The following is a 25,165-nucleotide window of genomic DNA, read 5'->3' on the forward strand; positions in this document are numbered from 1 at the left end:
GCTTATCGAAGTATGGCCTCCGACACCCCCTCATGGGCGGAGGTCGTACTTCAAACACCCGTCAACTTCCCTCTCTGTAGGTTGTGGCGTGAGGAATGAGTTCGCGCGTTGGGATTTGCTGTCTGCCGTCCGGGAATGTCGAAGGCCATGGATGGCCTGAGTCAAGCGCACACGGACGTGCTTGTAGCGGTTCCCGGACGGCAGACAGCGAAGCACAACAGAAGCGACCTCATTCCTAGGGCCTTGCGTCGAAGACGCAAGGTACGACGCAAGGCCCTAGGCTAATTTTTCACCATAGTTGTTAATGATTAACATGTTGAAACTTATGTGAAAATTGCAGCAACAGCTGTGATTATTTTTAACTTTTCCGATGTCTTTTTCGACGCTTTGCTGAATTTCTCAGCAGTCAGTTTAGGGGGGCTTAAAAAAAGCCTTTCAGCTTCTTGCACAAATTAACCAATAGGGCTAGAAAACCGTCACCACAGCTGCAGAGACTGTGTTAATAACAAAGGCCAAGCACGATTCAGTGATGCCAAACACGAAATGTTTCAGGGAGTAAACTCTTATGAAAGGTAGTACATTCCGTAAAAGTGCAGCAGCAATTGCGATTGCTTCCACTTTTAGTTTTCCCAGCCTGGCGGTTGCTCAAGAAGGTGCTGATAACGTAGAGCGTATTCAGATTACCGGTTCACGCATTAAGCGTACCGACACCGAGACTGCTAGCCCAATCTCGATTTTTGACGCAGAGGCCATTGAGGCGTCTGGCTTTACTACCATGGAGAAGTTCATCCACAACATGCCTGCGATGAACGGTGGTTTTAACGGCTCTAACACCAATAACGGTTCTGGAGGCTTTGCCAGTGCAAACCTGCGTGGTCTGGGCAGCGACCGTACTCTGATTTTGATCAACGGCCGCCGTTACGCATCCGGTGATTTGAACGCAATCCCTATGGCAATGATTGAGCGTGTTGAAGTTCTGCGCGATGGTGCATCAACCATCTATGGTTCTGATGCGATTGCCGGTGTTATTAACTTTATCACCAAGACAGATTTCGAAGGTGCTGAGTTCACTGCACAATACGACGAAACCAGTGAAGGCGATGGTGAAACCACTAAGCTTTCTGGTGTTGTAGGCACTACCAGCGATAACGGCAGTGTTGTTCTGGCGTTGGAATATCAAAACCGTAACGACATCAGCCAGGGCGACCGCGCTTTTTCACGTTACCCGCTGAATGAACGTGACGGTCAGTTAGTGACCGGCGGCTCCTCTACCATTCCTTATGGCAACTGGTCGGCAGTTGACCCGGATTCACCCTATAATTCGGCTAATGCTAACGGTTCATTCGTAGTCGACCCGGAAACGGGTGAAGTACGTCAGTATCAAGGTACTCGCGATGCCTATAACTTTGCGCCGGCAAGTTATCTGTCAACGCCACAGGATTTGTTCACCATTAATGCTGTCGCCAATTACGACTTAACTCGTGACCTTACCGTATTCTTAGAAGGTGGTTACGCAAATCGTCAGTCAGACCAAAAAATGGCCGCAGAAGGTACGTTCTGGGGACCTACAGTAGCAGGTGATCATCCTGCCAACCCAGTTGGCGAAGACGTCTACTTGTACCGTCGTCTGGCGGAAACCGGTGGTCGTCAGTTTACTCAGGATTTCTCTGATTACCGTATGGTGTTCGGCTTTGAAGGTTACCTGGATAACGGCTGGAGCTGGGATGCGTCTTATAACTACGCACGTTATGTCGATTCCAGCATTGACTACGGTCGCGCTAACCCTGAGCGCTTTGAAACCTTGCTGGATCCAGCACTGTGTGAGGCGGCCGAAGCCTGCCCTGGCTTGTGGAACCCGTTTGAAGCCGGCACTTTGTCTCAGGAAATGATGGACTATGCATTAGTACCTAACTCGCCGGTTACTCGCGGTACGACTAAGCAGCTAATGGCTAACTTGACGGGTGATACCGGTGAATTCATGTTGCCAGCCGGTAACGTAGCCTGGGCTGTTGGTGTTGAAAAACGTTGGCAGGAATATGAAAACCAGCCAGACGGTGCGGCACTGTTGGGTCAAATCTACAACGTAGGTGCGACTCCAACCGATGGTTCTTATGAAGTTGAAGAAGCTTACATAGAAACTGATATCCCTGTGCTGCGTGATATGCCAGGTGTTCAGTCACTGGACTTCTCGGCAGCCGTGCGTTACTCGGACTACGACTTTACCGATGCTCAGACAACCACTAAATTTGGTCTTGAGTACGTGCCAAAAGACGGCATGTTAGTTCGTGCAACTTTTGCTGAAGGTTTCCGCGCGCCAACTATTACCGACTTGTATGGGCCTCAAGTGACTTCGTTCTCTAGTTATGCGGATCCTTGCATCGAGTATGGCTCTAGCGACAATCCAGACCTAGTTGCTAACTGTCAGTCAGAAGGCTTGCCAGCGGACTTCAATCTGGATAATAACCAGGCAGCGACATTATTGTCAGGCAATGAAAATCTGCAACCGGAAACCTCTGACAGCTTTACTCTTGGGTTTGTTTATCAGCCAGAGTTCCTGGACAACGTAAACGTTGCACTGGATTACTATGACATTGAAATCGAAAACGGTATTGGCGCGCCAAGCACCAGCTTTATAGCAAATCAATGCTATAACAGTGAGGATTTTTCAGCGTCAGTTTGCGGTGATATTTTAGGTCCAGAGGCAATTGGAACATCAAGCTGGTCAGGCTCGGACTATCGTGACGCACAGGGCTACATCTCAGGTGTTGATGCAAGAACGCAAAACATTTCAACGTTCCAGACTTCAGGTATCGATTTTGACGTGAATTGGAATGACGAAGTTGCCGGCGGCATGCTGACTCTGCGTTTAGACGGTAGCTACCTGGATGAGTATAAATACCAAGTCCAGGAAGGAGTGGAAGCTCTTGAACTCGCCGGTAAGTTCGGTGCTGACACTAACTTCGCGGGTCGTATTGCGGCGTTCTCTGAGGTTCGTGCTAACCTAACCGCTGGCTACAAAATCGACGACTATGATTTAAGCTGGATCACACGTTTCCAGTCAGGCGTTGATGACCTGAACTGGGATGAGAGTAATCTGAGCAACTCAGTCGGTAGCTATGTCTATCATGACATGCAGGCATCGTACTACTACAACCAGAATACAACATTGACTCTGGGTATTCGTAATGTATTCGATAAACAGCCTCCGTACGTGTCAAACAACAATGACATGAACACGCTGAACACGTCGTACGATACTGCCGGTCAGTACTGGTATGCTCGAGTTGGCTTGAGCTTCTAAAACGTCACTTGATGACGATCATAAAAACCCGGTTACTTTTGCAAGTAACCGGGTTTTTTCTTGCCTAAACGGGGCAAGCTACGGTATTAAGGTACAAGGAGGAGTACCTATGGAACCGCAGAATTTTTTACAGGACTGTCCACCGTTTGATGAATTGCAGGCTGAGCAGCGTCAATGGGCTGTGTCGCAGTTGCAGTCGGTTTATATGAACGAACAAAACTGCAACGATATCTTGAAAGAAATGCGTCCTGCGTTGTTTATCGTGCGCTCCGGAGCATTCGATTTGCGCGGTAGCGACGGACGTCTGATCGAACGGCTGGAAAGTGGTGATTTATTTGGCTACCCCTCCTTATTGACCGGTCGGGAGATCGTCAACAAATTAAAAACCATCGAAGACGGTATCGTCTATGTGCTCCCGCAATCGGCATTTGATCGGTTGCGAAATGCTTCAAAAACTTTTGAACAATATTTTATTCGCGCACACGGGCAGCGCTTGTTAACCGAGCGGCGTTCAGAGCATGACGGTGGCAGCGATGACTGGACCGAGCAAGCCGTTTCTGAAGTCATCAGTAAAGCTCCCGTAAGTCTAACCAGTGATACCAATATTGGCGCCGCAGCAAAGCTGATGTCTGAGCACAGCATTTCATCGGTGTTGATTGTTGACGACGGTCAGTTGGTCGGTATTTTAACCGACCGTGACTTACGCAATCGGGTAATAGCGGCCGGTTTATCCTATGACGTTAACGTGGCTGCGGTCATGACACAGTTGCCCGAGTCGGTGGAAGAAACTCGCCCATTATTAGATGCGCTTACCTTGATGACCGCTAATAACGTGCACCATTTACCGGTGGTTAACAGTAATAATGAGCCGGTCGGCATGCTCACTGCGACCGACTTGATTCGACAGCAGCGCAGTGAACCGGTTTATTTGATCAGTGCTATCCGCAAGGCGGACAGTCGCGCTAAGCTGGTGGAAGAGGCGGAAAAAATTCCCGACTATTTGCAAACCTTTGCTAACCGGGTTAAGCGAACGACGGTGGTCGGGCGGTTAATGGCCTCGCTGACCGATGGTATGACCCGACAGCTGATCCAGTTATACGAAAAAGACTATGGTGTAGCGCCGGCGCAATATAGTTGGCTGGCGTTTGGCTCGCAAGGGCGCGAAGATCAGACGCTCAGCTCGGATCAGGATAACGGTCTGTTGTTAGCCAACGGTTTAACCGATAAGCAACAAGCTTGGTTTAAAGGTCTTGGTGAATACGTTTGCGAAGGCTTGCATGAATGCGGTATCCCGTTATGTCCGGGCAATATTATGGCTTCTAACCCGGATTGCCGGGGAACCACCGACCAGTGGCTGGAACGCTTTAAAGGTTGGACACAGAGTCCCACCCCCAAAGCGCTAATGTATTGCCAGATCTTTTTTGACAGTCGTGCGGTGGTCGGGAACGGTAAGTTTTACCAACAATACCGGGATCAGGTTGCCAAGCTGGCGCAAAACGATATGTTTTTGGGTAACCTGGCCATTCTGGTTAACCGTATTTCGGTGCCGCTGGGGTTGTTTAACCGGTTTCGAACAGAGGACACCGATGATGGTGATACCATTGATATTAAACGCTACGGTATTGCTTTAATTAATGACATAGCGCGTATTTACTCGCTGCAGGCGGGCCTAACCACTCCTAACACCCCAGCCCGGTTAAAGGCGTTAGAGTCGAGCAAGCTGTTAAATCGTCGTGATAATCAGTCGCTGTTGGAGGCGTGGCAATTCCTGACACAGTTGCGGTTAAATCATCAATTAACCGTTTGGGGGACCGATAAGCCTAAAAACGCACTAGATCCCGATGAACTCAGCACCTTATCACGACGCCAGTTAAAGTCTGCGTTTAAAATTATAAAAGAAGCGCAGCAGGGCGTTGGCCTGAAGTTTAGCCGCCAGGGGTATTAAGGTGGGACAACTGCTTGGTCGTTTAGCGAATTGGTATCAGCGTCGCCAGCAGCTGCAACAGTCGTGGCTGAAACAGCGCTACGTGGCATTAGATATCGAATCGGCGGGACTCGACCCAGCGCGCCATCAAATGTTATCGATTGCCTGGTTGTCGATTAATCCGCCGGTAATGCATACCGGCAGTGCCCAGTACCATGTGTTTTCGCACGGGCAACAATTAGAACTTGGCCAAAGTCCGACCATTCACGGGCTAACCCAACAGGATTTCCTGCACAGCTCCGAGCCTAAGCAAACCTTTGCCATGTTAAGTCGCGCGTTAACTGGCGCGGTTTTGGTTTGCCACCACCAGGGGATGGACTGGCGCTTTTTAAAATACGCTGAAAAACAATACGGTGTGCCTTTTAAGCCATTGGCAATTGTCGATACGCTGGCATTTGAAAAAAAACGCTTTGATCGACGGCAGCAGATACTCAAGGACAAAGGTCAGTTAACCCTAAGTGCTTGTCGTAAGCGCTACAACTTGCCGGATTATGAGGCGCACCATGCGCTTACTGATACTTTGTCGTGTGCCGAGCTTTTTCTGGCTCAGGCTTATAGTTTGCAAGAGCCTGACTTGACCCTGGCGCAGTTATCAAAGTTAGCTTAAGGTTTTGCTGACAAGCTGATTTAGAGCTTGTATGCTGAGTTCAAAATAACCGTAGCGAACAGGTAGTGGAGTTCCAATGAAAACAACAAAAAATCCCTGGAGTCCGTTCTGGCTTAAAGGCAGTGCTGCAAGCTTTTTAGACGAGAAGTCTAAGTTACAAAGCTATCAAATGCGTAAGTTTTGGTCTCAGTGCATGCGCGACTATGAAATCAAACAGCCGGTTGTGGATATCGGTAGTGGCAATGGCGTGTTGGTGCAGTGGCTGACTAAGTATGCTGAAGACAATGACGTTAAGCTGGATGTGCGTGGCATTGATGCCGCCGAGCTTAACTCACCGAATCCAGCGTTAAAGTTATCGGGTAAGACCCCTTACGAGGACTTTACCTTGGGTGGCAATCGTAAAGTCGGTACCTTTGTGTCTAACTACGGCCTGGAGTATGGCGATCTTGATGCCGGGTTACCCAATTTACACCAGCAACTTAAGCGGGGTGGTAGGTTGTTGACGATGTTGCATTCAGATGACTCGGTCATTGTTAAAAACAGCAAAATCATGCTGGATTTAATTCCTTCATTAATAAAGCAGCTGAAAAAATCGGTGTACCCGCTGCAGCAAGGTTTGTTGAAAGAGGGGCCGGGTAAGTTATCGCGCAGCTCGCTGCAAGCTCAAGACGCGTTAAATCGATTTGCACGGAAAAATGAACGTTTCGGTGCATTTCATGCGGCTAACTTTTATCCGGCCACCCAGCACCTGTTGAAGTTAGCGGCCCAGGGACAACGGCAAGCATCCGAGAAAGTGTTTGACGATTATTTGCACAGCATTGAGTTGCACCGCCACCAACTTAATAGCGTGCTGCGCGCCACCCAAAATGTCAGCGATACTGAGCAGTTAACAGAAAAGTTGGTGACCGCCGGCTTTAAAAACATCGCTATCACGACCACGGAATTTGCTGAAACCGGTATAGTGGGTCGCTTTTTAGCCGCAAAGAAATAATAACACCACCTGCAAAAGCCCCGAGAAACAGGGGCTTTTTTACACTCTGTAAACAATATCAACAAAATACCTTCTAAAAGTTTACAAGCTTTTAACTTCCTGATAGATTCTACTTAGCTTCGTTAAAAAGAAGCGGAACAAAAAAATATTCCAGGGAGTTTTTACTCATGAAAAACATAACATTTCGTAAAAGCTTAACGGCTGCAGCAGTTGCTGCGTCTTTAGGTTTTCCAGCATTGGCTGTTGCACAAGATGCGCAAGAAGATTCAAGTGCGGAGCAGGTTGAACGCATACAGGTTACTGGCTCACGCATTAAGCGAGTCGATCTTGAAGGCGCTTCACCGGTTCAGGTTATCACTGCTGAAGATTTCAATGAACAGGGACGTGTTTCGGTAGCTGACGCTTTGCGCAACGTTACTGCGAACAGCTTTGGTTCATTCATTCCAAGCTCAGGAAGTTCTGCTCAGTCTCAGTCGACAGTTAGCTTGTTGGGCGCCGGTTCTGATCGCACTCTAATTTTGTTGGATGGCAAGCGTATGGCTGGCTCACCTTCTCTGGGAGGCGCTTCAGTAAACCTTAGTTCTATTCCAATGGCTGCTATTGAACGTATCGAAATTCTTAAGGATGGCGCTTCTGCAGTTTACGGGTCAGATGCAATTGCCGGCGTAATTAACATTATCTTGAAAAAAGATTATGAAGGCGCGTCTTTTAGTGTTCAGGTTGGACGTCCAGAAGCAGATGGAGCTGACACTCGTCAACTTTCATTTAGCACCGGCATTACGTCTGATAAAGGTAGTATCACTTTTGTTTATGACCACCAAGAGCGGGGCGCTATCTTTGATAAAGCTCGCGAGTACACCGCTCCTTCAATGGAAGACACCAACGGTGACGGCTTGATCTCTATTTATGACGAGACAGTTGGTATCAGCTATTACGGTGCGACACTTGAAAACCCTGATGGTGGCCTGGCAGCGTCGGCAATTTGTGGTGACTTAACCGCAAATGTTGATGGATTCGTCGGTGTACTAGACCAAGGTTCGGCACTAGGTGGTGTTGGTGGTGGTGAAGTCTGTGGCTTCGCTTATGCTGGGGTTTCTGCTAACCAAGCATCAACCAATCGCGACTCGGTTATGACAAGCGCTCAATACGATATCAATGAAAATCTAGAGTTGTTTGCTCGCGGTATGTTTAGCCGTAACGATTCATTCGGTCGCTATGCTCCGCCTGCAGCACCTTGGGATGGCGTTCCTGCTGATAGCGAGCACAATAGTTTCGGTGAGCCGGTTGATGGATATTTCCGTTGGCACGAAATTGGTAACCGAGACGGTGAAGTAACAGACTATCAGCAAGATTATATGGTGGGTCTGCGAGGTTACTTCGGTGAAACCGCAGAGTGGGAAGTATCCTACCACAAAGCACGTCTTGATTATCGCAGTGTAGGTCGTTACTACTTAAGCTATGCAGGTCTTTATACTAATGAATATTTTGATATTCCATTAGGCTCTGAAGAAGGCGTAGATAACATGCGTTCGACCATTTACACAGAGAACGTAAACGACTTCGAACATATCAGTGCTGGTATTGGTTGGTCATTTGGTGAATTGTCTGGCGGCCTTATTCAACATTACTTCGGTGGTGAATTCTACGACCAAGAATTTGCATCAAAGTATGACGCTCAGTCCGAAGCGGGTCTGATTGGCGGTTCTGCAGGTAACTCGGCTGTAGGCCAACGTGATACTACAGCGTTCTTCTATGAAGCTTCGTTGCCGGTAACTGATCAGATTAATGTAAGCGCAGCTTACCGTTGGGATGATTATAGCGACTTTGGTAGCCAAGGTACCCCTAGTGTGAAGGCAGAATATCGTCCGAACGAAGACTTGCTAATTCGTGCGTCTTGGTCTGAAGGCTTCCGTGCTCCATCTTTAAGTGAATTGCTTGCTTCTACTTCTTTCAGTGCAACATTCGCGACTGACTATGTAGCGTGCCGCGATAATGGTATTGCTGCTGCAGACTGTCCTGAACGTCAGTTTGATAATCTGATCGAGAGCAATAAGAACTTAGGCCCAGAAGAGTCAACATACATAAACGTCGGTGCGGTTTACTCAGGCATAGATAACCTTTCAATTAAAGTTGATTACTTTGACCTAGAAGTTGACAACGTGATTTCTGAAATCACCGTTCAGTCACTGATAAACGCGGAATATGGTGGCGTTTTAGATCAGCTTGAAAGTAATTACCCTGGTGTTCAGTTGAATCGTGCTCCTGACGGTAGTGTTGAAGGTGATGTTATCACTCGTTCTGAAAATGGATCATTCTTGTCGCGTAAAGGTTTTGACGTTGACGTTGAATACGGAATCGAAAGCGACTATGGTCTATTTGAAGTAGGTTTGGTGACAACCTATTTAACTGAAACTGGCGAAGATGTGTACTTCGGTGGTCCGACTCAAGATTTTACTAACGGGCCAGGAACTCCTGAATGGCGTTCTCAGTTGACATTAAATTACTTCGTTGGTGATTTCTCTATTAACTGGAACACTGATGCAATTGCTTCAACAGCTGAAGATTCCGTGCTGGATATTGCTGACGGTAACCCAGAAAACTTCCGCTATGCGTTCTCAAACCATAACGGAACTTACATCACTCATAACCTAAACTTGGTTTATGATGCAGGTAATATTGGTCGCTTTAATATCGGCGCTCGTAACCTGTTCGATAAAGGTGTAATAAAAGATGACGCTGGTTTCTGGGTAGACGATACTCTATATAACGCTGGCCATATTGGTCGTGAGTTTTATGCTGGATACAGCATAGATTTTTAAGCTTATAATAAGCCAATCAACTAAAAGGGCCCGTCGGGCCCTTTTTTTTTAGGGGGATGTATGAACTACTGGGATAGTTACTGGAAATCAAAGCCGGCATCAAGTTGCCTGGAAGGTTTGGGAGCTGCTCCAAGGTTAGAAGAATGTTGGCGCGAGAGCGCAAAAATAGTAACCAAGGAAGGCAACGGTCAAACATCTCCGAAACGATTTTTAGATGTAGCATGTGGTAGTGGGGCGGCATCGACGAAAATATCCAAAGAATGTGAGTCAGTTAAGATCAAATTTACGGGGATAGATAGAGCGAACGTTGACTTTTCTCTAGAAAACCCAATTCATTCTGTCTCATTCTACAATGGTGAAAATTTTAATGCTTTCTTTAAACGCTCAGAATCTTTTGACGCAATAATTTCAAATTTCGGCATAGAGTATTTAGAATTAGAAGAAATACGTACTATTCTGGAGACGAAAACAAGGCCTGGTTCTTTATTTATAGCGAACTGTCATGATCATAACTCTTTAGTATCGTTTACCAGTAAAGAAGAGATAAAAGCGCTCGATTCATTTTTAAACGACCGCTTATTAAAAAAACTTGAGGTTGCGCTAAGTCAAGGCTTTAGCGTTTCCTTAGCGAAGGATTACTTGCTAAGATTAAAACAGCTAAACGATCAGTCTGAAGGGAGGCTTGCAGGAGCAGGAGTAACTGAATGGGTTATTCAACAACTTTCAAAAAGCCAGCAGAGAGGTGAAAAAACTTGTGAATTAGATATGGTTCACTCAGTTTTTGAAGATTATAAATCAAGGCTGTACTCTCAAATAAACGCATCGTTAAAAACACCAAAGATATTAAATCTACTCCAAGGCGTTTCGGAAGAGTGCTTAAAAGAAGAATTAGTGAGGGATAGTCAAAATAAAATAGTAAGCAAGTTTTTTATATTTCGGATGCTCTAAAATTTTAACTATAGTAGGGTCTGAGGCTTTCGTAAACCTGTAAGAGCCTGGTTTTTTTATGCTAACTTTCATAGCTTAAATGTCGAGGTTTATTCAGTGAGGATGAAGATGAAAAAAATTATAGCGATTGCGGCCGTTGCTTTATTTACTGGGTGTACATCACAAAATTATTCGGATGTGAGTGATAGCGAAGCGGTTATTAATAATCTTAAAGTTTCTGAAGTGGGACTACCTAGAACCGAAGAGCACCAGTTACATGTAAAATTTGATTATACTATCAAGAATTACAAAGCACTTGATGGCTTATATATATGCTCAGTCTTGTTTGCAACGGGAAAAAGCGAATTGGTGACGCAAATAAAAGAAAACGCTCCTTGCCAAATTGATTCTAAGAACGGGTCAGTATCAATGAAATGGATTACACCTTTATCGACGAGAGCTGGTTATTCACGTAAAGCATTGAAAAAAATGCAATTGCCACTAAAATACCGAGTCGCTATTCATCAAAAAAAGACCGAAAGCAAAAACATTGTCATCGGTATGAGTGAACCTCTTTACCTTGCACCCAAACTATAAGAATAATGGTTAACGTCGTATAACTGTAACCCCCTGATACAGCGTGGGTAGAGCCCTTTAACGCAACACCACTAAATTAATTTTAAAACCGGCCGATAAGTTTACATCAGGATGTTATCGGAGTGGTTTTATGTTGCGTGTTGCTATTGCATTAACCGGCGTGTTGTTTAGTTCGGTGCTGCTGGCCTATCAGCCAAATACCTACAAGGGCGTCGCGGACGATCTGGCCGAACAGTTGGTGCAACAGATAAAAGGCTCTAACAGCGACGATGGCTTTTCACAATTGGGGCTGACACGTTGGGTTATGGCAGACACCCTGGAACTGCCGGATCCACATGACTCAGTGACTGATTTAAGTCACCAGCTGAGTGAAAGTCTGTACACCCACCTTAAACAACGTAACTTACGGTTAATTGACTATCGGGCACAGGACTTTGTCTCGTTATCAGATCATGGCGCCACGCTATTAACTCGGGATGCTGAAAAGCTGAATCACCAGCCACTGCTTGACTGGGTACTGGTCGGCACCATGGCGCGAGAGGAAGGTGGTGTGATTGTTAATTTGCGTGTTGTAGATCGCACCTCGCAACAGGTTTTGGCTGCGGCTAATCGGTTTGTACCGAAACACCTTTTCTGGAGTAACCGTCGCACGGAAATGGTCGACGGCAAACTGCAACGTAACTACTAGGGGCTGCTTTATGAAATCACTTTTAATTGTGGCATTAACTGCGTTGGTGGCTATTAGCGGTTGCACGGTATTACCCAAGCCGCAGGAGTCGTCAAAACTGGACAAGCAGCGAACCCCTTATGCAAGCCCAGCCAGTTCGCGTTACGCCGCTGACATCGCCGAGCAATTAGCAGCGCAGGCAACCACTGCCAGTGCTGATATGGTGGTGGGGGTTACTACATTGTCGGGTGTGACGTCGGATTACAACGAAGGGACACCGTTTGCCCAGACCCTAACTCAGCAGTTGATGACTGAACTGCATCGACAAAACATACCGCTAATGGACTTTAAAACCACAGATTTTATTCGGGTGACTGATAGCGGCGATTTTGCCCTGACCCGTGATTATTTAGAGATCGATGAGATTCTACCGATTACGCATGTGGTTGTCGGTACCATGGCGCAGCATCGACAGGGTGTGATGGTCAGCGCGCGGTTGGTCGATATTAATTCAAAGGACGTGGTTAGTGTCGCCCAGACATTTATTCCAGAGGTAGTCGTTCGTCAACTTCACGAGCAAGGCGACAAAGCAATTATTCGTAAAGCACCTTAGATCTCGCTATCTGTTGTTTGCGTACCTATACTGTTAAAAAAACAAACTATAGGTACGCTATGAAAACTATTCACAATCTTCTTATTGCTTTGGGCTTCTTGTCACTGATATTACTGGCTGTTTCTGGCTTGTTATATCAGGCTGAAATTCTGACGCTCGGTGCGTCGTTTACGTTGTTACGTTGGTCGGCATATCTGGCCGCGGGTATGGTTGTTCTTAATCTTATCTTATACATCTTTAAACGTCCCAAAGGTGCGCGAGCTGGGCTAAGTGCTTTGTCAATTATTGCGGCAGCTATCGCTTTTTACCTACCTTACAGCTTTTACCAAACGGCGCAGTCGGTGCCGCCGATCCACGACATTTCTACGGATTTGATCAATCCTCCTAAATTCGACGCTATAGCACCGTTGCGAGCTGATGCTTCTAATCCGGTTGAATACCCCGGCGAAGAAACAGCAGAACAGCAACGTGAGGCGTATCCGGATCTGGAAACTTATATCACCGATGAAGATGTCGATGCGGTATTTGCTAAAGCACTACAAGCAGCCAATGATATGGGCTGGGAAGTCGTCGCCAGTAATGCCGAAGAAGGTCGTATTGAAGCGACTGACACGACTACCTGGTTCGGTTTTAAGGACGACGTGGTCATTCGTATTCAGCAAGTCGAGGGCCAGACGCATCTGGATATTCGTAGTAAGTCACGCGTAGGTCGTAGCGATGTCGGCAAAAACGCGGAACGTATCCGCGAATACCTAGCCAAACTGTAGCGTGCATCCTTGACGCACGTTTGTGGCTCGCGTCAAAGACGCGAGCTACTGTTTAATGCCCAGTTATAGTCTGTATAACTAATGGGTAAAGGCTGATTCCGCAGTCGGTCAAGCTCTTTGCTGTTATCAGCCAGGGCTTGGCCGTATTGCTGCATATATTGATGCAGACCGTTAAAATCCTCTTTATACCAGTCAAAAATCTTAGACAAATATAAACCGTGCTGATCAATACCATTTTTATCGCGGTCGCTTAAAAATAGCACCATTTGATTTTCGAGTTGATCGTCCAGCTTTTTAGCCTGAAATGCTGTACTACGGAGTTTAGGACAGCTGATGGCAGCGCAGACGAGTGCGGCATGGATACGCGGCTCGTCAAAATCGACCCGAATTTTTTCGTGTTCCAGCCAATCCAGCGTTCGCTCTTTATCCAGTAGTTTAAAAAACGATTTTTCCCAGGGCGTGCTGAAAAAGCCCCCCAGATCACGGATTGAATCCGCCTCGCCGCTGGCAAATTGCTGTTGGTTATCAATAATAAGCTGCAGCGTGAAGGCGTTGTAGGCATTAATTAAAAAGCTTAGCTGTTGTTGGTCGTTCCAACGGTTGTACTCAGCATTAGTCACCTCAGATAAGCTGTTTAAGTACGAATCTAGAGGGCCGCGTCGTTCGGACAAGGCTTGATAATCAACCACCGACTTAAAGTTATTGTCATACACCTCAACGTGTTTTTCTAATACTTCGGTGAATGCCTGATGACTGTGATCGAAAGACTGGGCAGCAGATGTTACGGCCCAGATCGCTACTAGAACTCCTGTAATTAACCGCAACATACTGCCTCCTGGTAACTAATGAATACTCAGTTTAGTGTCGAATTTACGTAATATAAACAGTGCGATACAGGCTGCCAGCATTGGCCAGGCGGCGAAGAAAAGCAAGTTATTGAATGCGTCAAGGTATTGTGGAAACGAGGACAGCGTTGATACGCCGTGTAACACTAGAATAATCCCGTAGGTAACGGTTTTCCATAAGCCTGCGAGAAACGCCAGACATAATACAATTTGCAGTGCGCCAAGGGTTTCTGCCAGAGTTGACGATAGTCCGCCAATTCCATAAAAGTTTTCGAATACGGCGGCTGTGTGTCCCGGATTAAAAAATTTATCCAGTGCCCAGACAAACATCACAATAAAGATACCAACTCGCAGCACCAATAGTACCCATGGCAGTTTTTGTTCTAATGACTTATCCATTGTTTTCTCCTGAAGAGGATAACGTGCGTCATGGACGCACGAAGGTTTTTAAGCGAACTTTTTAAACGGCTCATCGATCGGCGTTTCGGCGATTGCATTGGTGTAGTTGCTCATGGTTTTTTGCGCAATGCCCAAAATCACTTCAAGTACCTGGCGATGGCCATAACCCGCATCATAAAAACCTTTCAGGTCGGTTTCCGATACCTGGCCACGCTTCTCGAGCATCGCCTCGGTAAATATCCTCAGTGCCTGTAGCTTGCTGTCATCTAAGGTGGCACCGTCTTTTAGCTGCTTGGTGATTGAATCGTCGGCACCCATTTGCTTGGCAATAGCCGTATGCGCCGGCACGCAGTAATGACAGCTGTGGTAGACATTAATGGTTTGCCAGACTACCGTCAGCTCGTTCTCGTCAAAACTACTGTCAGCAAACAAACCATGAACGTCTTGATAGGCTTTCAGCAAACCCGGGGCTTCGGCCATAACGGCATGTAGGTTGGGTATCATACCCATCTCTTTCTCTGAACCTTCCAACAGCTTCTTGCTGTCTTCCGGGGCTGAGTCTTTATCGTGTAATTTAAAATCACTCATGGTTAACTCCTAATTGCTAATGGTTCAATTGTTGGTATAGCACTATCGTTCATAGTAGGAGTAAAACCGTCTGTTTGAAAAGACAGAGTCAGTGAGTCTGGTGTTTTGATTGGGTATTCCGGTGTTTTAGCGGCAGCTGCACTAGGGCGATTTACGATATTCGCTGGCTGACTGGTTGGCGTACTTTTTAAAAAACCGACTAAAAGCCGTGGCTGACTGGTAACCCAATTGCTCTGCAATTAATTCCAGCGGTAGATCGCTGTTCTTTAACAGCGCCCGGGCGCGTTGCAGACGCAATTGGTCGACCAATTTCTTCGGGCTGAGCCCTGTATGTTTAAGGCATCGATCGGCGAAAGCGCTGGTTGAGAGAAAGGCCTTTTCCGCCATTTCGTTGACGGACCACTCGCCGCCGGGTTCATCGATAATAGCGAGTACTAATGGCCGCAGATATCGGTCCTGTAATGCCGCCAATGGTCCCTGCAATCCATCGCCCTGGCTGACCACTGCACGCAGCAAATGAATTGCCAGCACGTCACTTAAGCGCTGCACGATGGCCTGGTGGCCCGGTGCCGAGGACTTAGTTTCTTCGCGAATCATGGTAATGATTGATTTTAATCGTTGTGCCTGTTCCTGACTGGCCAGGATAACCCACGGTGGAAGCAGTCTGAATACCGACTGGGTCGTGGCAGAGGGGCTATTGATGTCATAGCAAACTACCCCGCCTTCACTATGCTGGGGCTGGCAAAATGAGGGTAACTCTGATGCCTTTACATCATTAGGCACGGGTGAACGACTGACAAAATGTGAAATGCCTTGATTAATAAACACAATATCGCCCGCGGTGAGTTTTTTTACCGGTGCTGAGCTGTCCGGAAACCCGAACCAACACTCGCCCTCTGTAATCAGGTGTAATGCGGCTTTGTCGGGCTCCATAGCCAATAACGTCCAGTCACCACAGAGGCCCGACTGAAAGTGGAACTCAGTTCCCTGGGCAACCTGGTTTAGTAATTCGTCGACGGACTCTGTTGTTTTGGTTGTGTATTCCGGCTTTTCGGACATGTTCTTAATCATGTTTGGCTGCAATGATGTATTAGTAAAGCATCGGGTCTATCGACAGTAAAGAGGTAACGACTATTGGCAATACAAACAGTGACTGTAGTTCGGCCTCATCCCGCTATCGTTGGTTTGATGGTACCCTTCCTTGAGCAGCTTGGAATTGGTGTTGAACAGTTGACTCAGCTGGCTGATTTACCATTAAAAGTGACCGCGGAGACAGAGGCTGTCATTATCTCGTTATCGGTAACATCACCGGTACAAATTTCGGTGGAGCGCGTGTTGCAAATGGTTTTATATTTAAACCCCAATGTGCGACTGATATTTTCCAGCGAGTTACCGTTACAAAAGAAGCAAAAAAATTTGCGCTATTTGCTGTCCCGATATGGCCGTAACTCCTCCATTTTAAGTGTCGGCGGTACCGAACAAAGCAATAGCTGCCTGTATATCTGGGCGAACGATTTGCAGGACACGGAGCGACGGCAGCAACTAAAACAACTTTTGCAGTGCTGGTAACAAACGAAATTGCCAAACTTTACGTAAGCTTGGAAGATAATAAACAGGAAAGGACATAATTCGTGAGAAAATTAGCCGTATTCGCGCTAGCACCGATGCTTGTGCTGGCTCAGGAGCCAATGGAAGTTATTGAAGTTATTGGTCGTGATACCGAGACTCTGGTGTTGCCTTCGGAAGAGGAAACCGAAGGCTTATTCGGGCTGGCCGAGAGTTTAAAGGACATTCCCCGCGCTGCCACTGTCATCAATGAGAGCTTAATGCGCGAAGCGGCTATTGACGATTTGCACGATATTGCACGGTTTGCCCCCAACAGTTTTGCCGCAGCTGGTTTTGGCAACCCGTCGCTGCCGACGTTGCGTGGACAGTTGGGAGAGTTGTTCGAATCCGGTATGCGCCGCCAGGCAGGTAATAACGGTTTGGGTATTCCCTTGTCGTTTAATGCGATTGAAGGCATTGCCGTAGTTAAAGGTGCGCCGCCGGTAATGTTGGGGACCACCCAGCGGGTGGGTGGTTTTGTAAACTTACAACCCAAAACTGCGCGAGTGAATAAGTCAGCGTCGGTGCTGACCGGAGAGTGGGGTCAATGGAGCCAGTATCGCTTGCAGCTCGACCATAATGCGGTGATTGAACAGGACCAACAAGCATTACGAGTTAGTGCCGAAATGGTTGACGAGGATAGTTTTTATGATTACCACCACCACCGCAGCGACGACCTGTTAGTCGCCTATCAATGGCAACCTAATCAGGATACCAAACTTGATGTATCGTTAGAGTATTACGACGTAGAATGGACTGATAATGCCGGTATTAACCGACCCACTCAGAACTTGATTGACAATAACCTATATATTACCGGTCAGGGCGTGCAGCCGAATGGCTCCACGGTGCCGGGTGCTGGGGCAGTGGTGAGTCCGACTGGAGAAGTAGCGATCGATCGCAGCACAACACTCACCGATCCGGCCGATACCAATACCGCTGAAACGACATTATTGCATGCGAAATTGCAGCATTGGTTAAACGATGATGTGGTGTTGGTGAATCGAACCTATTACCAATACCTGACTCGCGAGGGTATTAATCAAAACAGTTTCGTCGAAATCATCGATGCCGCCCATACCTTTGAAAACCGAACTGAGCTGCACATTGACAAGCAAACCGTAGTCGGTATTAATCTACGGGTTAATGATGTGCTTGGTTACAGCCAATTTACCACCGAAGCCGATAACCCGATTGATTTAACGGGTCCCCTGAGCAACCGGCGTATCCCGCTTAACGACGCACAAAAGTCACGCTTAGTTGAGTTGCGTCCGGGGCTATGGGTATCGCCCGGCGGGCAATATGATGTCGATGGCGATGGAACCGGCGATTTTAATTTATCGGACACAACGGACTCGACCAGCCGTCAATGGGGCGCTTTTGTTCAGCACGAGCAGAACTTAACCGAACGCTGGAGTGTAATCGGCGGACTGCGCGCCGATTATTACGATGTTGATGCTAAGGACCCGCTGGCACCAGAGGGTGTTGTGGCTCAATCAGACAGCTATAGCGATTGGCTAACGGCAGTGAGCTTAGCGACTCAGTTTGAGTGGACACCACAACTGACTGTCTATGCGACGGCTTATCAAAGTGATTCAACTTCAAACTCGATGGCCGGCGGCACGGTATTAAACGCCAGCGGCGATATTGACGCGCAAAATTTTGCGACCCAGAACGAACTTTACGAGCTTGGGGTAAAATACGCGCCTAACGATGCCCGTTGGTATGCCGATGCGACACTGTTTGATCAGCGTCGTAGTTTGCGCAACCGGGATGGGTCTAACAGCGGTATTCGCAGCGAAGGGTTCGAGGCACAGTGGCACTTTGCGGCCGAAAGTTACTGGTTAACGGCAGCAGCTAGTTATATTGATGCTTACTGGGATAATTCGGCTTCGTCACAGGGCACTCGTCAGGTCGCTGATGTGTTTGATGATTCGCGTCCGGACATTATTGCCGGAACCGGCGTCGGCTCACCTAACTTTACTTTATTCCCGGCTTCTTCAAAGCAACTACAGGGTATCCCTGAAGTGCAGGCATCTGTTGTTGGTGGTTATAAAATTAATCAACAATGGTCAGTCGGTGGTGACTTAAGCTACACCAAACACTTCCCTCTGGACTATTTGCAGACAGTATTTATTCGTGATCAGCATACGCTAAATCTAAATGCCCAGTATCAGGCTACCGAGCAATTGACAGTGCGCGCTGATATATTCAATGCAACTGATCAGGATAACTGGTCGCCGGTGTTTGAAGGTGGCTATTTTGGAGCGACGTTAGCATTTCCATCGTTGCCACGGCATGCTCAGCTGAGTGTGCACTACGAATTTTAAGGACAGGATGTGATGTCGATAAAAAAGTTATTATTACTACTGGTTATTCTGGCGCTGTTTGTTAGCGCCTTTGTCTTCGATTTAACACAGTATTTGTCGCTTGATGTATTAAAAGAGCAGCAGCAACAGCTGAACCAACTGTTTGCCGAGCATCCGTTTAAAATGTTCGGAGTCTATTTTGCGATCTATGTGATCACCACCGCGCTGTCGTTACCGGGTGCAGCCATTTTAACCATTGGCTCCGGGGCAATTTTTGGACTTGGCTGGGGTTTGCTGCTAGCTAGTTTTGCCTCGTCATTGGGGGCCTTCTTAGCTTTTTTAAGCGCTCGCTTTTTGTTGCGCGATTGGGTACAGGAAAAATTCGGTGACAGGTTAAAAGCCGTTAACCGGGGTATGGAGCGTGACGGTGCGTTTTATTTATTAAGTTTACGCCTGGTGCCGCTGTTCCCTTTTTTCGTCATCAATCTGGTGATGGGGTTAACTCAGATAAAAACCTGGACATTCTACTGGGTCAGTCAACTGGGTATGTTATTAGGCACCGCGGTTTATGTTAATGCGGGCACTCAGTTAGCACAAATTCAGAGTTTAGGTGACGTGGTGTCAGCCGATCTTATTGGCGCCTTTGTCTTGCTGGGAATATTCCCCTTGATCGCAAAAGCAGTGTTGGCTCTGTTAAAACGCCGCAAAGCGTTCAAAGGCTATAAAAAGCCGAAGCAGTTTGATAACAACATGGTCGTTATTGGTGGAGGCTCAGCAGGATTGGTGAGTGCTTACATTGCGGCTGCCGTAAAAGCCAAAGTCACTCTGATTGAACGCGATAAAATGGGTGGTGACTGTTTAAATACCGGTTGTGTTCCTTCTAAAGCTCTGTTGCATGTAGCTAATGCGGCGCATCAGGCACGTAATAGTGAGCATTTGGGAATTAATATTGGCAACGTTAATGTCGACTTTGCAAAAGTAATGCAGCAAGTTCAAAACGTTATTAAAACCATTGAGCCACATGATTCTGTCGAACGTTATACTGAGCTTGGAGTTAACGTCGAAATCGGTGAAGCGCGTATTGTTTCTCCATGGGAAGTCGAAATAACTCAGAACGGCGAAACCAAAACGGTGACGACGCGAGCAATTGTTATTGCTACCGGCGCTCGGCCATTAGTACCTAATTTTGATGGGTTGCAGAATGTCGACTATCTGACTTCGGATAATCTCTGGTCACTAGAACAGTTGCCGCAGCGTTTACTCGTGCTTGGTGGCGGTCCAATTGGCTGTGAATTGTCGCAGGCATTTCAGCGGTTAGGTTCGCAAGTAACAACGGTGGAAATGGCCGACCGTATTTTAGGCCCAGAAGATGAAGACAGCGCCCAGTTACTGCACCAGCAATTAACCGCTGATGGTATCGAGCTGAAATTAGGCCATAAAGCCAAGCGTTTTGAACAGCGTAACGGTGAGCATGTATTGATTGCGGAGCATGACGGCGAGGAAGTGAGTTTGCCGTTTGATAAGGTGCTAATCGCGCTGGGAAGACAGGCTAATACCAAAGGCTTTGGCCTTGAAGAGCTTGGTGTTGAGGCAGAGCGTACCATCAACGCCAACGAATTGTTGCAAACCAACTACCCCAATATCTATGCGTGTGGCGATGTGGTGGGACCTTATCAGTTTACCCATGTAGCTTCTCACCAGGCATGGTATGCAGCAGTTAATGCGCTGTTTGATCCTTTAAAAACCTTTCGCGTTGACTATTCGGTGATTCCCTGGGTTACCTATACCACGCCGCAGGTCGCGAATGTTGGGTTAACCGAACAGCAGGCAATTAAGCAACAGCAGGACTACGAAGTGACCACCTACGATATCGGTGAGCTGGATCGGGCAATAGCCGATGACAGCGCCTTTGGTCGTGTTAAAGTACTGACTAAGGTGGGTAAGGACGAGATTTTAGGAGTGAATATTGTTGGGCCGCAGGCGGGCGAACTGTTATCTGAATATGTGTTAGCGATGAAACATGGACTGGGCTTGAATAAAATCCTTGGGACTATTCACAGCTACCCAACGTTGGCAGAGGCGAACAAATATGTTGCGGGCGAATGGAAGCGCGCGCATGCACCAGAAGGTGTGTTGCGTTGGGTTGAAAAATTCCATCGCTGGCGCCGGGGTTAACCATGAAAGCGTTACTGTTTATGCTTCTTGCCGTGGTGTCGTTAGGCACTATGGCGAATTCCCAGACGGTGTATTTTTATGCCTGGGGAGGCAACCCAGCGGTCAATGATTACCTGCGCTGGGCAGCTCGTGAGTTAAAGCAACAGGACATTGATTTACGGCATGTAAAAGTGGCCGATATCGCCGAGGTGGTAAAACAACTGACCGATGGCCGCAGCAATGCCGATCTGGTTTGGATCAATGGCGAAAATTTTCATGCATTAAAGTCCGCCGGCAAACTGCAGTCAATTGTGGCTGATATTGATAACACCGGCAAACTGCGCGATGCGCTTAATTGGCGAGTCGATTTTGGTGAACCCGTCGATGGCTTAGAAGTCCCCTGGGGCGTTGGTCAGTTTCATTTGTTAAGTTGTCAGCGGTGCATTAGTGGTAGTCAGATTAGTGCTGAGGAGCTTTTGATCTATGCGGAAAGAAATCCGGGAAAAATCAGCTATCCGAAGCCACCCGAATTTCACGGCACTACCTTTTTAAAAGCGTTGTTACTATCTTTATCGGAGCGTCGCGAGGTGTTTCAGCAACCGGTTGCAGAGGTCGATGCGCAACAACTGACGCAACCACTTTGGAACTACCTGCAACGGTTGCATCCATTAATATGGCAGCAGGCGGAGAATTTTCCGGCGTCGGCCGCCGAGCAGCTAAATTGGTTTGCTAATGGCGCATTGGATGTGGCGGTAAGCTTTAACCCGAACGAGGCGCAAACATTGGTGCAACAAGGGCGTATACCAGAAAACACGCAACGTGTTGTGCTGGGCGAGGCGGCGGTTACCAATCATCATTATTTGGCCATTCCGACAACCGCGCAACAAGCTGAAGCGGCGCGTGAAGTGATTAATTTTATGCTGAGCGACAAAGCCCAGCGGCGAAAAGCCCGGCTCGACGGCTGGGGCGATCCGGCGGTGATTGAATTAACCGATAGTGGTACACCGACACTGTTGCCGGTGGCAGCAGACTTTCATGCCAGCTGGCAAGCCTACCTGGAGCAAGCGTGGTTAGAGCGTTTTCAGTAATAGCCCAATTGCTGCTGGTGGCATTACCTCTGCTGCTGGTAATGCCATCATTATTCCAATTTTCCGGAGGCTCAATACAGCCCTGGCTTGAGCCGTTGTTCAGCAGTTTACTGCTAACGATTACCACCACCTTGCTGGCCGCTTACCTGGCGCTGCAGGCGGCACAATACTCGCTAGTCCGGTTTTCTCGACTCACCGCGATATTGTCATTGCCACACGTGGCGTTTGCTGTTGGCTTAATGTTTTTACTCAGCCCCAGCGGCTATTTAGTGCGGATTATCGAGGCAGTTACCGGCTGGCTTCCGAGCCCGCCGGTTGGCTGGCCACTGCCGGAAAAGTCGATGGTAACTTTGACGCTGGTGCTGGTGGCTAAAGAAGTGCCTTTTCTCCTGTTGATGATAGCGGCTCAGTTACGACAGTTGCCTTATCAACGGTGGTTATTGCAAGCACAAAGTCTTGGCTGGTCCCGCAGCCGAAGCTGGTGGTTGATTGTGGTGCCGGCGCTATTACCGCGGCTAAAATTTCCACTGGCTGCAATCGCCATATACACCGTATCGGTGGTTGATATTCCACTGCTGGTCGGTCCGAATACTCCCGGCGTACTGGCGATGGTGATTTTTGAGCAGCAATATCAGTTCAACCAGGCTGGCTCGATAATGGTCGGTGTTGGTTTGTTGATCGCAGCTGGTGTGTTGCTGCTGGCCTTTAATGCTGCATCAATCCGGATGTTTCTGCGGTTTAGTCAGCGTCAACGGAGGGTTAAGACTAAATCGCCACGTTTTGGTTGGACCGCTGGCATTTCTGTCCGCTCAGTTCTGGTCGTTGTTTCCTGGCTAGTGCTAGCTCTGCTGCTGTTGCATAGCATTGCCGGTGGTTGGTTTTATCCGGACTTAGTTCCGAATAACTGGCAGTGGCAACGATGGGTAAAAGAATGGCCCTATATTCAACCCTTGTTGTGGACCAGCTTCTGGCTGGCGGTGGTCAGTGCGTTGCTGGGGCTGATCGCCGCAGTGGCTGTTTTAGAGTGGCAGCGACAACGGCAACAGCGGCAACTTAAAGTCTGGCCATTGTTAATGCTGTTAATTCCGCAGCTAGTGTTAGTGCTGGGCTGGCAACAGAGCTTCGGACAGGGCTCTCAGGGTCCTGCTTTAGTCTGGTCGCACACGGTATTTTGTTTTCCCTATGCGTACTTAGTTTTGCATGGAGCCTGGGTTAACTATGATGAACGTTGGTTATATCAAGCGCAAAGTTTAGGGTACAGTTACTGGCAGAGTTGGTGGCGAATTTTGCTACCCATGCTAAAAGCCCCGTTATTAATGGCGTTTGCCGTCGCATTTTCGGTAAGTATCGCACAATACTTACCCACCCAATGGCTCGCCGGTGGCACGTTGCCCACCTTAACGACTGAGACGGTAAGCATTGCCGCCGGCGGCGACTGGCGATTGGCCTCGGTGTATGCGCTAATGCAGGCAGCGTTACCTATGTTGGTATTGTTAGGGCTGATATTCTTTGTTGACGATATAAGGCTAACCGATGCTGCAGATTAATGACTTAACAATATTTAAAAGCGGTCAGCAATTATTAGAGCTTGGTCAGTTAGCGGTCGGCCCCGGTGAAATTGCGACGGTAATGGGTCCTAGCGGTAGTGGTAAGAGTACGCTGTTGCGCTGGATGCTGGGCGAGCCGTTAGCGGATTTTAGCTGTAGTGGTGAGTTGTGGCTGGATCAACAACGCATTGATGGGTTACCGATTCATCGCAGACAGTTAGGTTTGATGTATCAAAAGGGTGACTTATTTCCGCACATGTCGGTGGCCGAAAATTTACAGTTTGCGCTGCCACGCTCATTATCCAGGCAGCAAGCTAACATTAAGGTAGCGGAAGCACTTGAACATGTTGGTTTATCCGATAAGTTAAGCGCAATGCCCGATCAGCTCAGTGGCGGCGAACAATCCCGAATTGCATTGCTACGCTCACTACTGGCCGAACCGAAAGCCATTTTATTGGACGAACCCTTTTCTGCACTGGATACCGAGCTGCGGCAGTCGATACGTAGCTGGACCTTTGCACAGCTTGCCCAGCGGCAGATACCGGCGGTGTTAGTCACCCACGATCCGGAAGATATCTGTAGTGACGGGCCGGTAGTAACCCTGGGAGGAAAAAAGCGTAATGATTGACCCGCTCGTAACACCGATAACACGCAAAATATTGGAGCCGATGGCCGGCGAGCTGGTTAAGCGGCGGGTGTCTGCTGATCAGGTGACGGTTTTTGGTTTCTTTCTGGGTTTATTAGCGATACCGGCACTGGCAATGGAGTGGTACGGTTTAGCGCTACTATTTATTCTAGTCAACCGCATTAGCGACGGACTGGACGGTGCCGTGGCCCGGCAAACGAAAATGACCGATGCCGGTGGCTATCTGGATATTGTGCTGGACTTTATTTTTTACAGCGCCGTGGTATTTGGCTTCCTGCTGGCCAACCCGGAGCAAAATGCGATTGCCGCCGGTGTACTGCTGGTCACCTTTATGGGCACGGGCTCAACATTTCTGGCCTTCGCCAGTATTGCCGCTAAACGCGGCATTGATAATCTCAATTATCCAAATAAGTCGTTGCATTATATGGGTGGCCTAACCGAGGGTTTTGAGACAATATTGGCCTTTGTCTTGTTCTGTATTTGGCCTCAACACTTCCCGGTTCTTGCCTATATTTTTGCCGTTGCTTGTTGGATAACGGCAATAACCCGGCTCTGGAGCGGTTACAAAACGCTCCGGTAAAATAATAAAAGCCTGGGTAACAGCCGTGCGGGAGAATAGGAGTAGCGCCGCCAGAGGGTGTCGAAGGCCATGGATGGCCTGAGTCAAGCGCTCATGGATGAGCTTGCAGCGTCCCTCTGGCGGCGCTGCTC

General features: G+C 47.9%; 21 protein-coding genes. 17 read left to right on the forward strand and 4 right to left on the reverse strand.

What is annotated here, in order from left to right; genetic code table 11:
* Positions 1-565: 565 nt before the first annotated feature.
* The 10 genes from CWI81_RS00360 to CWI81_RS00405 all read left to right on the forward strand — a co-directional run bounded on the left by CWI81_RS00360 (position 566) and on the right by CWI81_RS00405 (position 13,273).
* Positions 566-3,301 (forward strand): TonB-dependent receptor domain-containing protein, encoded by a 2,736-nt coding sequence (locus CWI81_RS00360; protein ID WP_126783266.1) that lies wholly within the window; start codon positions 566-568, stop codon positions 3,299-3,301.
* A gap of 109 nt (positions 3,302-3,410) precedes the next feature.
* Positions 3,411-5,246, forward strand: a complete 1,836-nt coding sequence (locus CWI81_RS00365) for a DUF294 nucleotidyltransferase-like domain-containing protein (RefSeq protein ID WP_126783267.1) — start codon at positions 3,411-3,413, stop codon at positions 5,244-5,246.
* Position 5,247: 1 nt separating this feature from the next.
* Positions 5,248-5,892, forward strand: coding sequence for a 3'-5' exonuclease (locus CWI81_RS00370; protein ID WP_126783268.1), 645 nt, complete (start codon positions 5,248-5,250; stop codon positions 5,890-5,892).
* Between the two features lie 76 nt (positions 5,893-5,968).
* The gene (locus tag CWI81_RS00375) at positions 5,969-6,883 is read left to right on the forward strand and encodes a class I SAM-dependent methyltransferase (RefSeq protein ID WP_126783269.1); all 915 of its coding nucleotides are present in this window, start codon (positions 5,969-5,971) and stop codon (positions 6,881-6,883) included.
* 167 nt (positions 6,884-7,050) lie between these two features.
* Positions 7,051-9,702, forward strand: coding sequence for a TonB-dependent receptor plug domain-containing protein (locus CWI81_RS00380; protein WP_126783270.1), 2,652 nt, complete (start codon positions 7,051-7,053; stop codon positions 9,700-9,702).
* Positions 9,703-9,762: 60 nt separating this feature from the next.
* Positions 9,763-10,650 carry a class I SAM-dependent methyltransferase gene (locus CWI81_RS00385; protein WP_126783271.1) on the forward strand — a complete coding sequence of 296 codons (888 nt, stop codon included), beginning with the start codon at positions 9,763-9,765 and terminating at the stop codon, positions 10,648-10,650.
* 108 nt (positions 10,651-10,758) lie between these two features.
* A complete protein-coding gene (locus CWI81_RS00390; protein ID WP_126783272.1) occupies positions 10,759-11,226 on the forward strand; it encodes a hypothetical protein in 468 nt (155 codons plus the stop codon).
* A 130-nt stretch (positions 11,227-11,356) separates the two neighbouring features.
* Positions 11,357-11,914, forward strand: a complete 558-nt coding sequence (locus CWI81_RS00395; RefSeq protein ID WP_126783273.1) for a FlgO family outer membrane protein — start codon at positions 11,357-11,359, stop codon at positions 11,912-11,914.
* Between the two features lie 10 nt (positions 11,915-11,924).
* Positions 11,925-12,506: a FlgO family outer membrane protein gene (locus CWI81_RS00400; RefSeq protein WP_126783274.1), complete on the forward strand. Its 582-nt coding sequence runs from the start codon at positions 11,925-11,927 to the stop codon at positions 12,504-12,506.
* Between the two features lie 59 nt (positions 12,507-12,565).
* Positions 12,566-13,273 (forward strand): DUF1499 domain-containing protein, encoded by a 708-nt coding sequence (locus CWI81_RS00405; RefSeq protein ID WP_126783275.1) that lies wholly within the window; start codon positions 12,566-12,568, stop codon positions 13,271-13,273.
* Positions 13,274-13,305: 32 nt separating this feature from the next.
* Here CWI81_RS00405 and CWI81_RS00410 read toward each other — a convergent pair whose 3' ends face one another.
* The 4 genes from CWI81_RS00410 to CWI81_RS00425 form a co-directional block, all read right to left on the reverse strand.
* Complete coding sequence (locus CWI81_RS00410; protein WP_241970307.1) at positions 13,306-14,100, reverse strand: DUF547 domain-containing protein; 795 nt, start codon at positions 14,098-14,100, stop codon at positions 13,306-13,308.
* A gap of 15 nt (positions 14,101-14,115) precedes the next feature.
* Positions 14,116-14,517 (reverse strand): hypothetical protein, encoded by a 402-nt coding sequence (locus CWI81_RS00415; protein ID WP_126783276.1) that lies wholly within the window; start codon positions 14,515-14,517, stop codon positions 14,116-14,118.
* A 48-nt stretch (positions 14,518-14,565) separates the two neighbouring features.
* The gene (locus CWI81_RS00420; RefSeq protein ID WP_126783277.1) at positions 14,566-15,105 is read right to left on the reverse strand and encodes a carboxymuconolactone decarboxylase family protein; all 540 of its coding nucleotides are present in this window, start codon (positions 15,103-15,105) and stop codon (positions 14,566-14,568) included.
* Between the two features lie 141 nt (positions 15,106-15,246).
* Positions 15,247-16,176, reverse strand: a complete 930-nt coding sequence (locus CWI81_RS00425; RefSeq protein ID WP_241970308.1) for an AraC family transcriptional regulator — start codon at positions 16,174-16,176, stop codon at positions 15,247-15,249.
* Between the two features lie 63 nt (positions 16,177-16,239).
* Here CWI81_RS00425 and CWI81_RS00430 point away from each other — a divergent pair, with 63 nt between their 5' ends.
* From CWI81_RS00430 to CWI81_RS00460, 7 genes are all read left to right on the forward strand, one after another.
* Positions 16,240-16,674, forward strand: a complete 435-nt coding sequence (locus tag CWI81_RS00430; protein WP_126783278.1) for a hypothetical protein — start codon at positions 16,240-16,242, stop codon at positions 16,672-16,674.
* Between the two features lie 62 nt (positions 16,675-16,736).
* Positions 16,737-19,040 (forward strand): TonB-dependent receptor, encoded by a 2,304-nt coding sequence (locus tag CWI81_RS00435; RefSeq protein ID WP_241970309.1) that lies wholly within the window; start codon positions 16,737-16,739, stop codon positions 19,038-19,040.
* A 12-nt stretch (positions 19,041-19,052) separates the two neighbouring features.
* Positions 19,053-21,194, forward strand: a complete 2,142-nt coding sequence (locus CWI81_RS00440; protein ID WP_126783279.1) for an FAD-dependent oxidoreductase — start codon at positions 19,053-19,055, stop codon at positions 21,192-21,194.
* A 2-nt stretch (positions 21,195-21,196) separates the two neighbouring features.
* Positions 21,197-22,261 (forward strand): ABC transporter substrate-binding protein, encoded by a 1,065-nt coding sequence (locus tag CWI81_RS00445; protein WP_126783280.1) that lies wholly within the window; start codon positions 21,197-21,199, stop codon positions 22,259-22,261.
* Positions 22,240-23,808: an ABC transporter permease subunit gene (locus tag CWI81_RS00450; RefSeq protein WP_126783281.1), complete on the forward strand. Its 1,569-nt coding sequence runs from the start codon at positions 22,240-22,242 to the stop codon at positions 23,806-23,808. The genes CWI81_RS00445 and CWI81_RS00450 overlap by 22 nt, the downstream gene beginning before the upstream one ends.
* Entirely contained in the window at positions 23,795-24,436 is a 642-nt protein-coding gene (locus CWI81_RS00455) for an ATP-binding cassette domain-containing protein (RefSeq protein WP_126783282.1), read from the forward strand. Before CWI81_RS00450 ends, CWI81_RS00455 begins: the two co-directional genes overlap by 14 nt.
* A complete protein-coding gene (locus CWI81_RS00460) occupies positions 24,429-25,034 on the forward strand; it encodes a CDP-alcohol phosphatidyltransferase family protein (protein WP_126783283.1) in 606 nt (201 codons plus the stop codon). The genes CWI81_RS00455 and CWI81_RS00460 overlap by 8 nt, the downstream gene beginning before the upstream one ends.
* The last annotated feature ends 131 nt before the right edge of the window (positions 25,035-25,165 follow it).

Origin of the sequence: Idiomarina seosinensis (assembly GCF_003987275.1) — a bacterium.
Taxonomy (GTDB): Bacteria; Pseudomonadota; Gammaproteobacteria; order Enterobacterales; family Alteromonadaceae; genus Idiomarina; species Idiomarina seosinensis.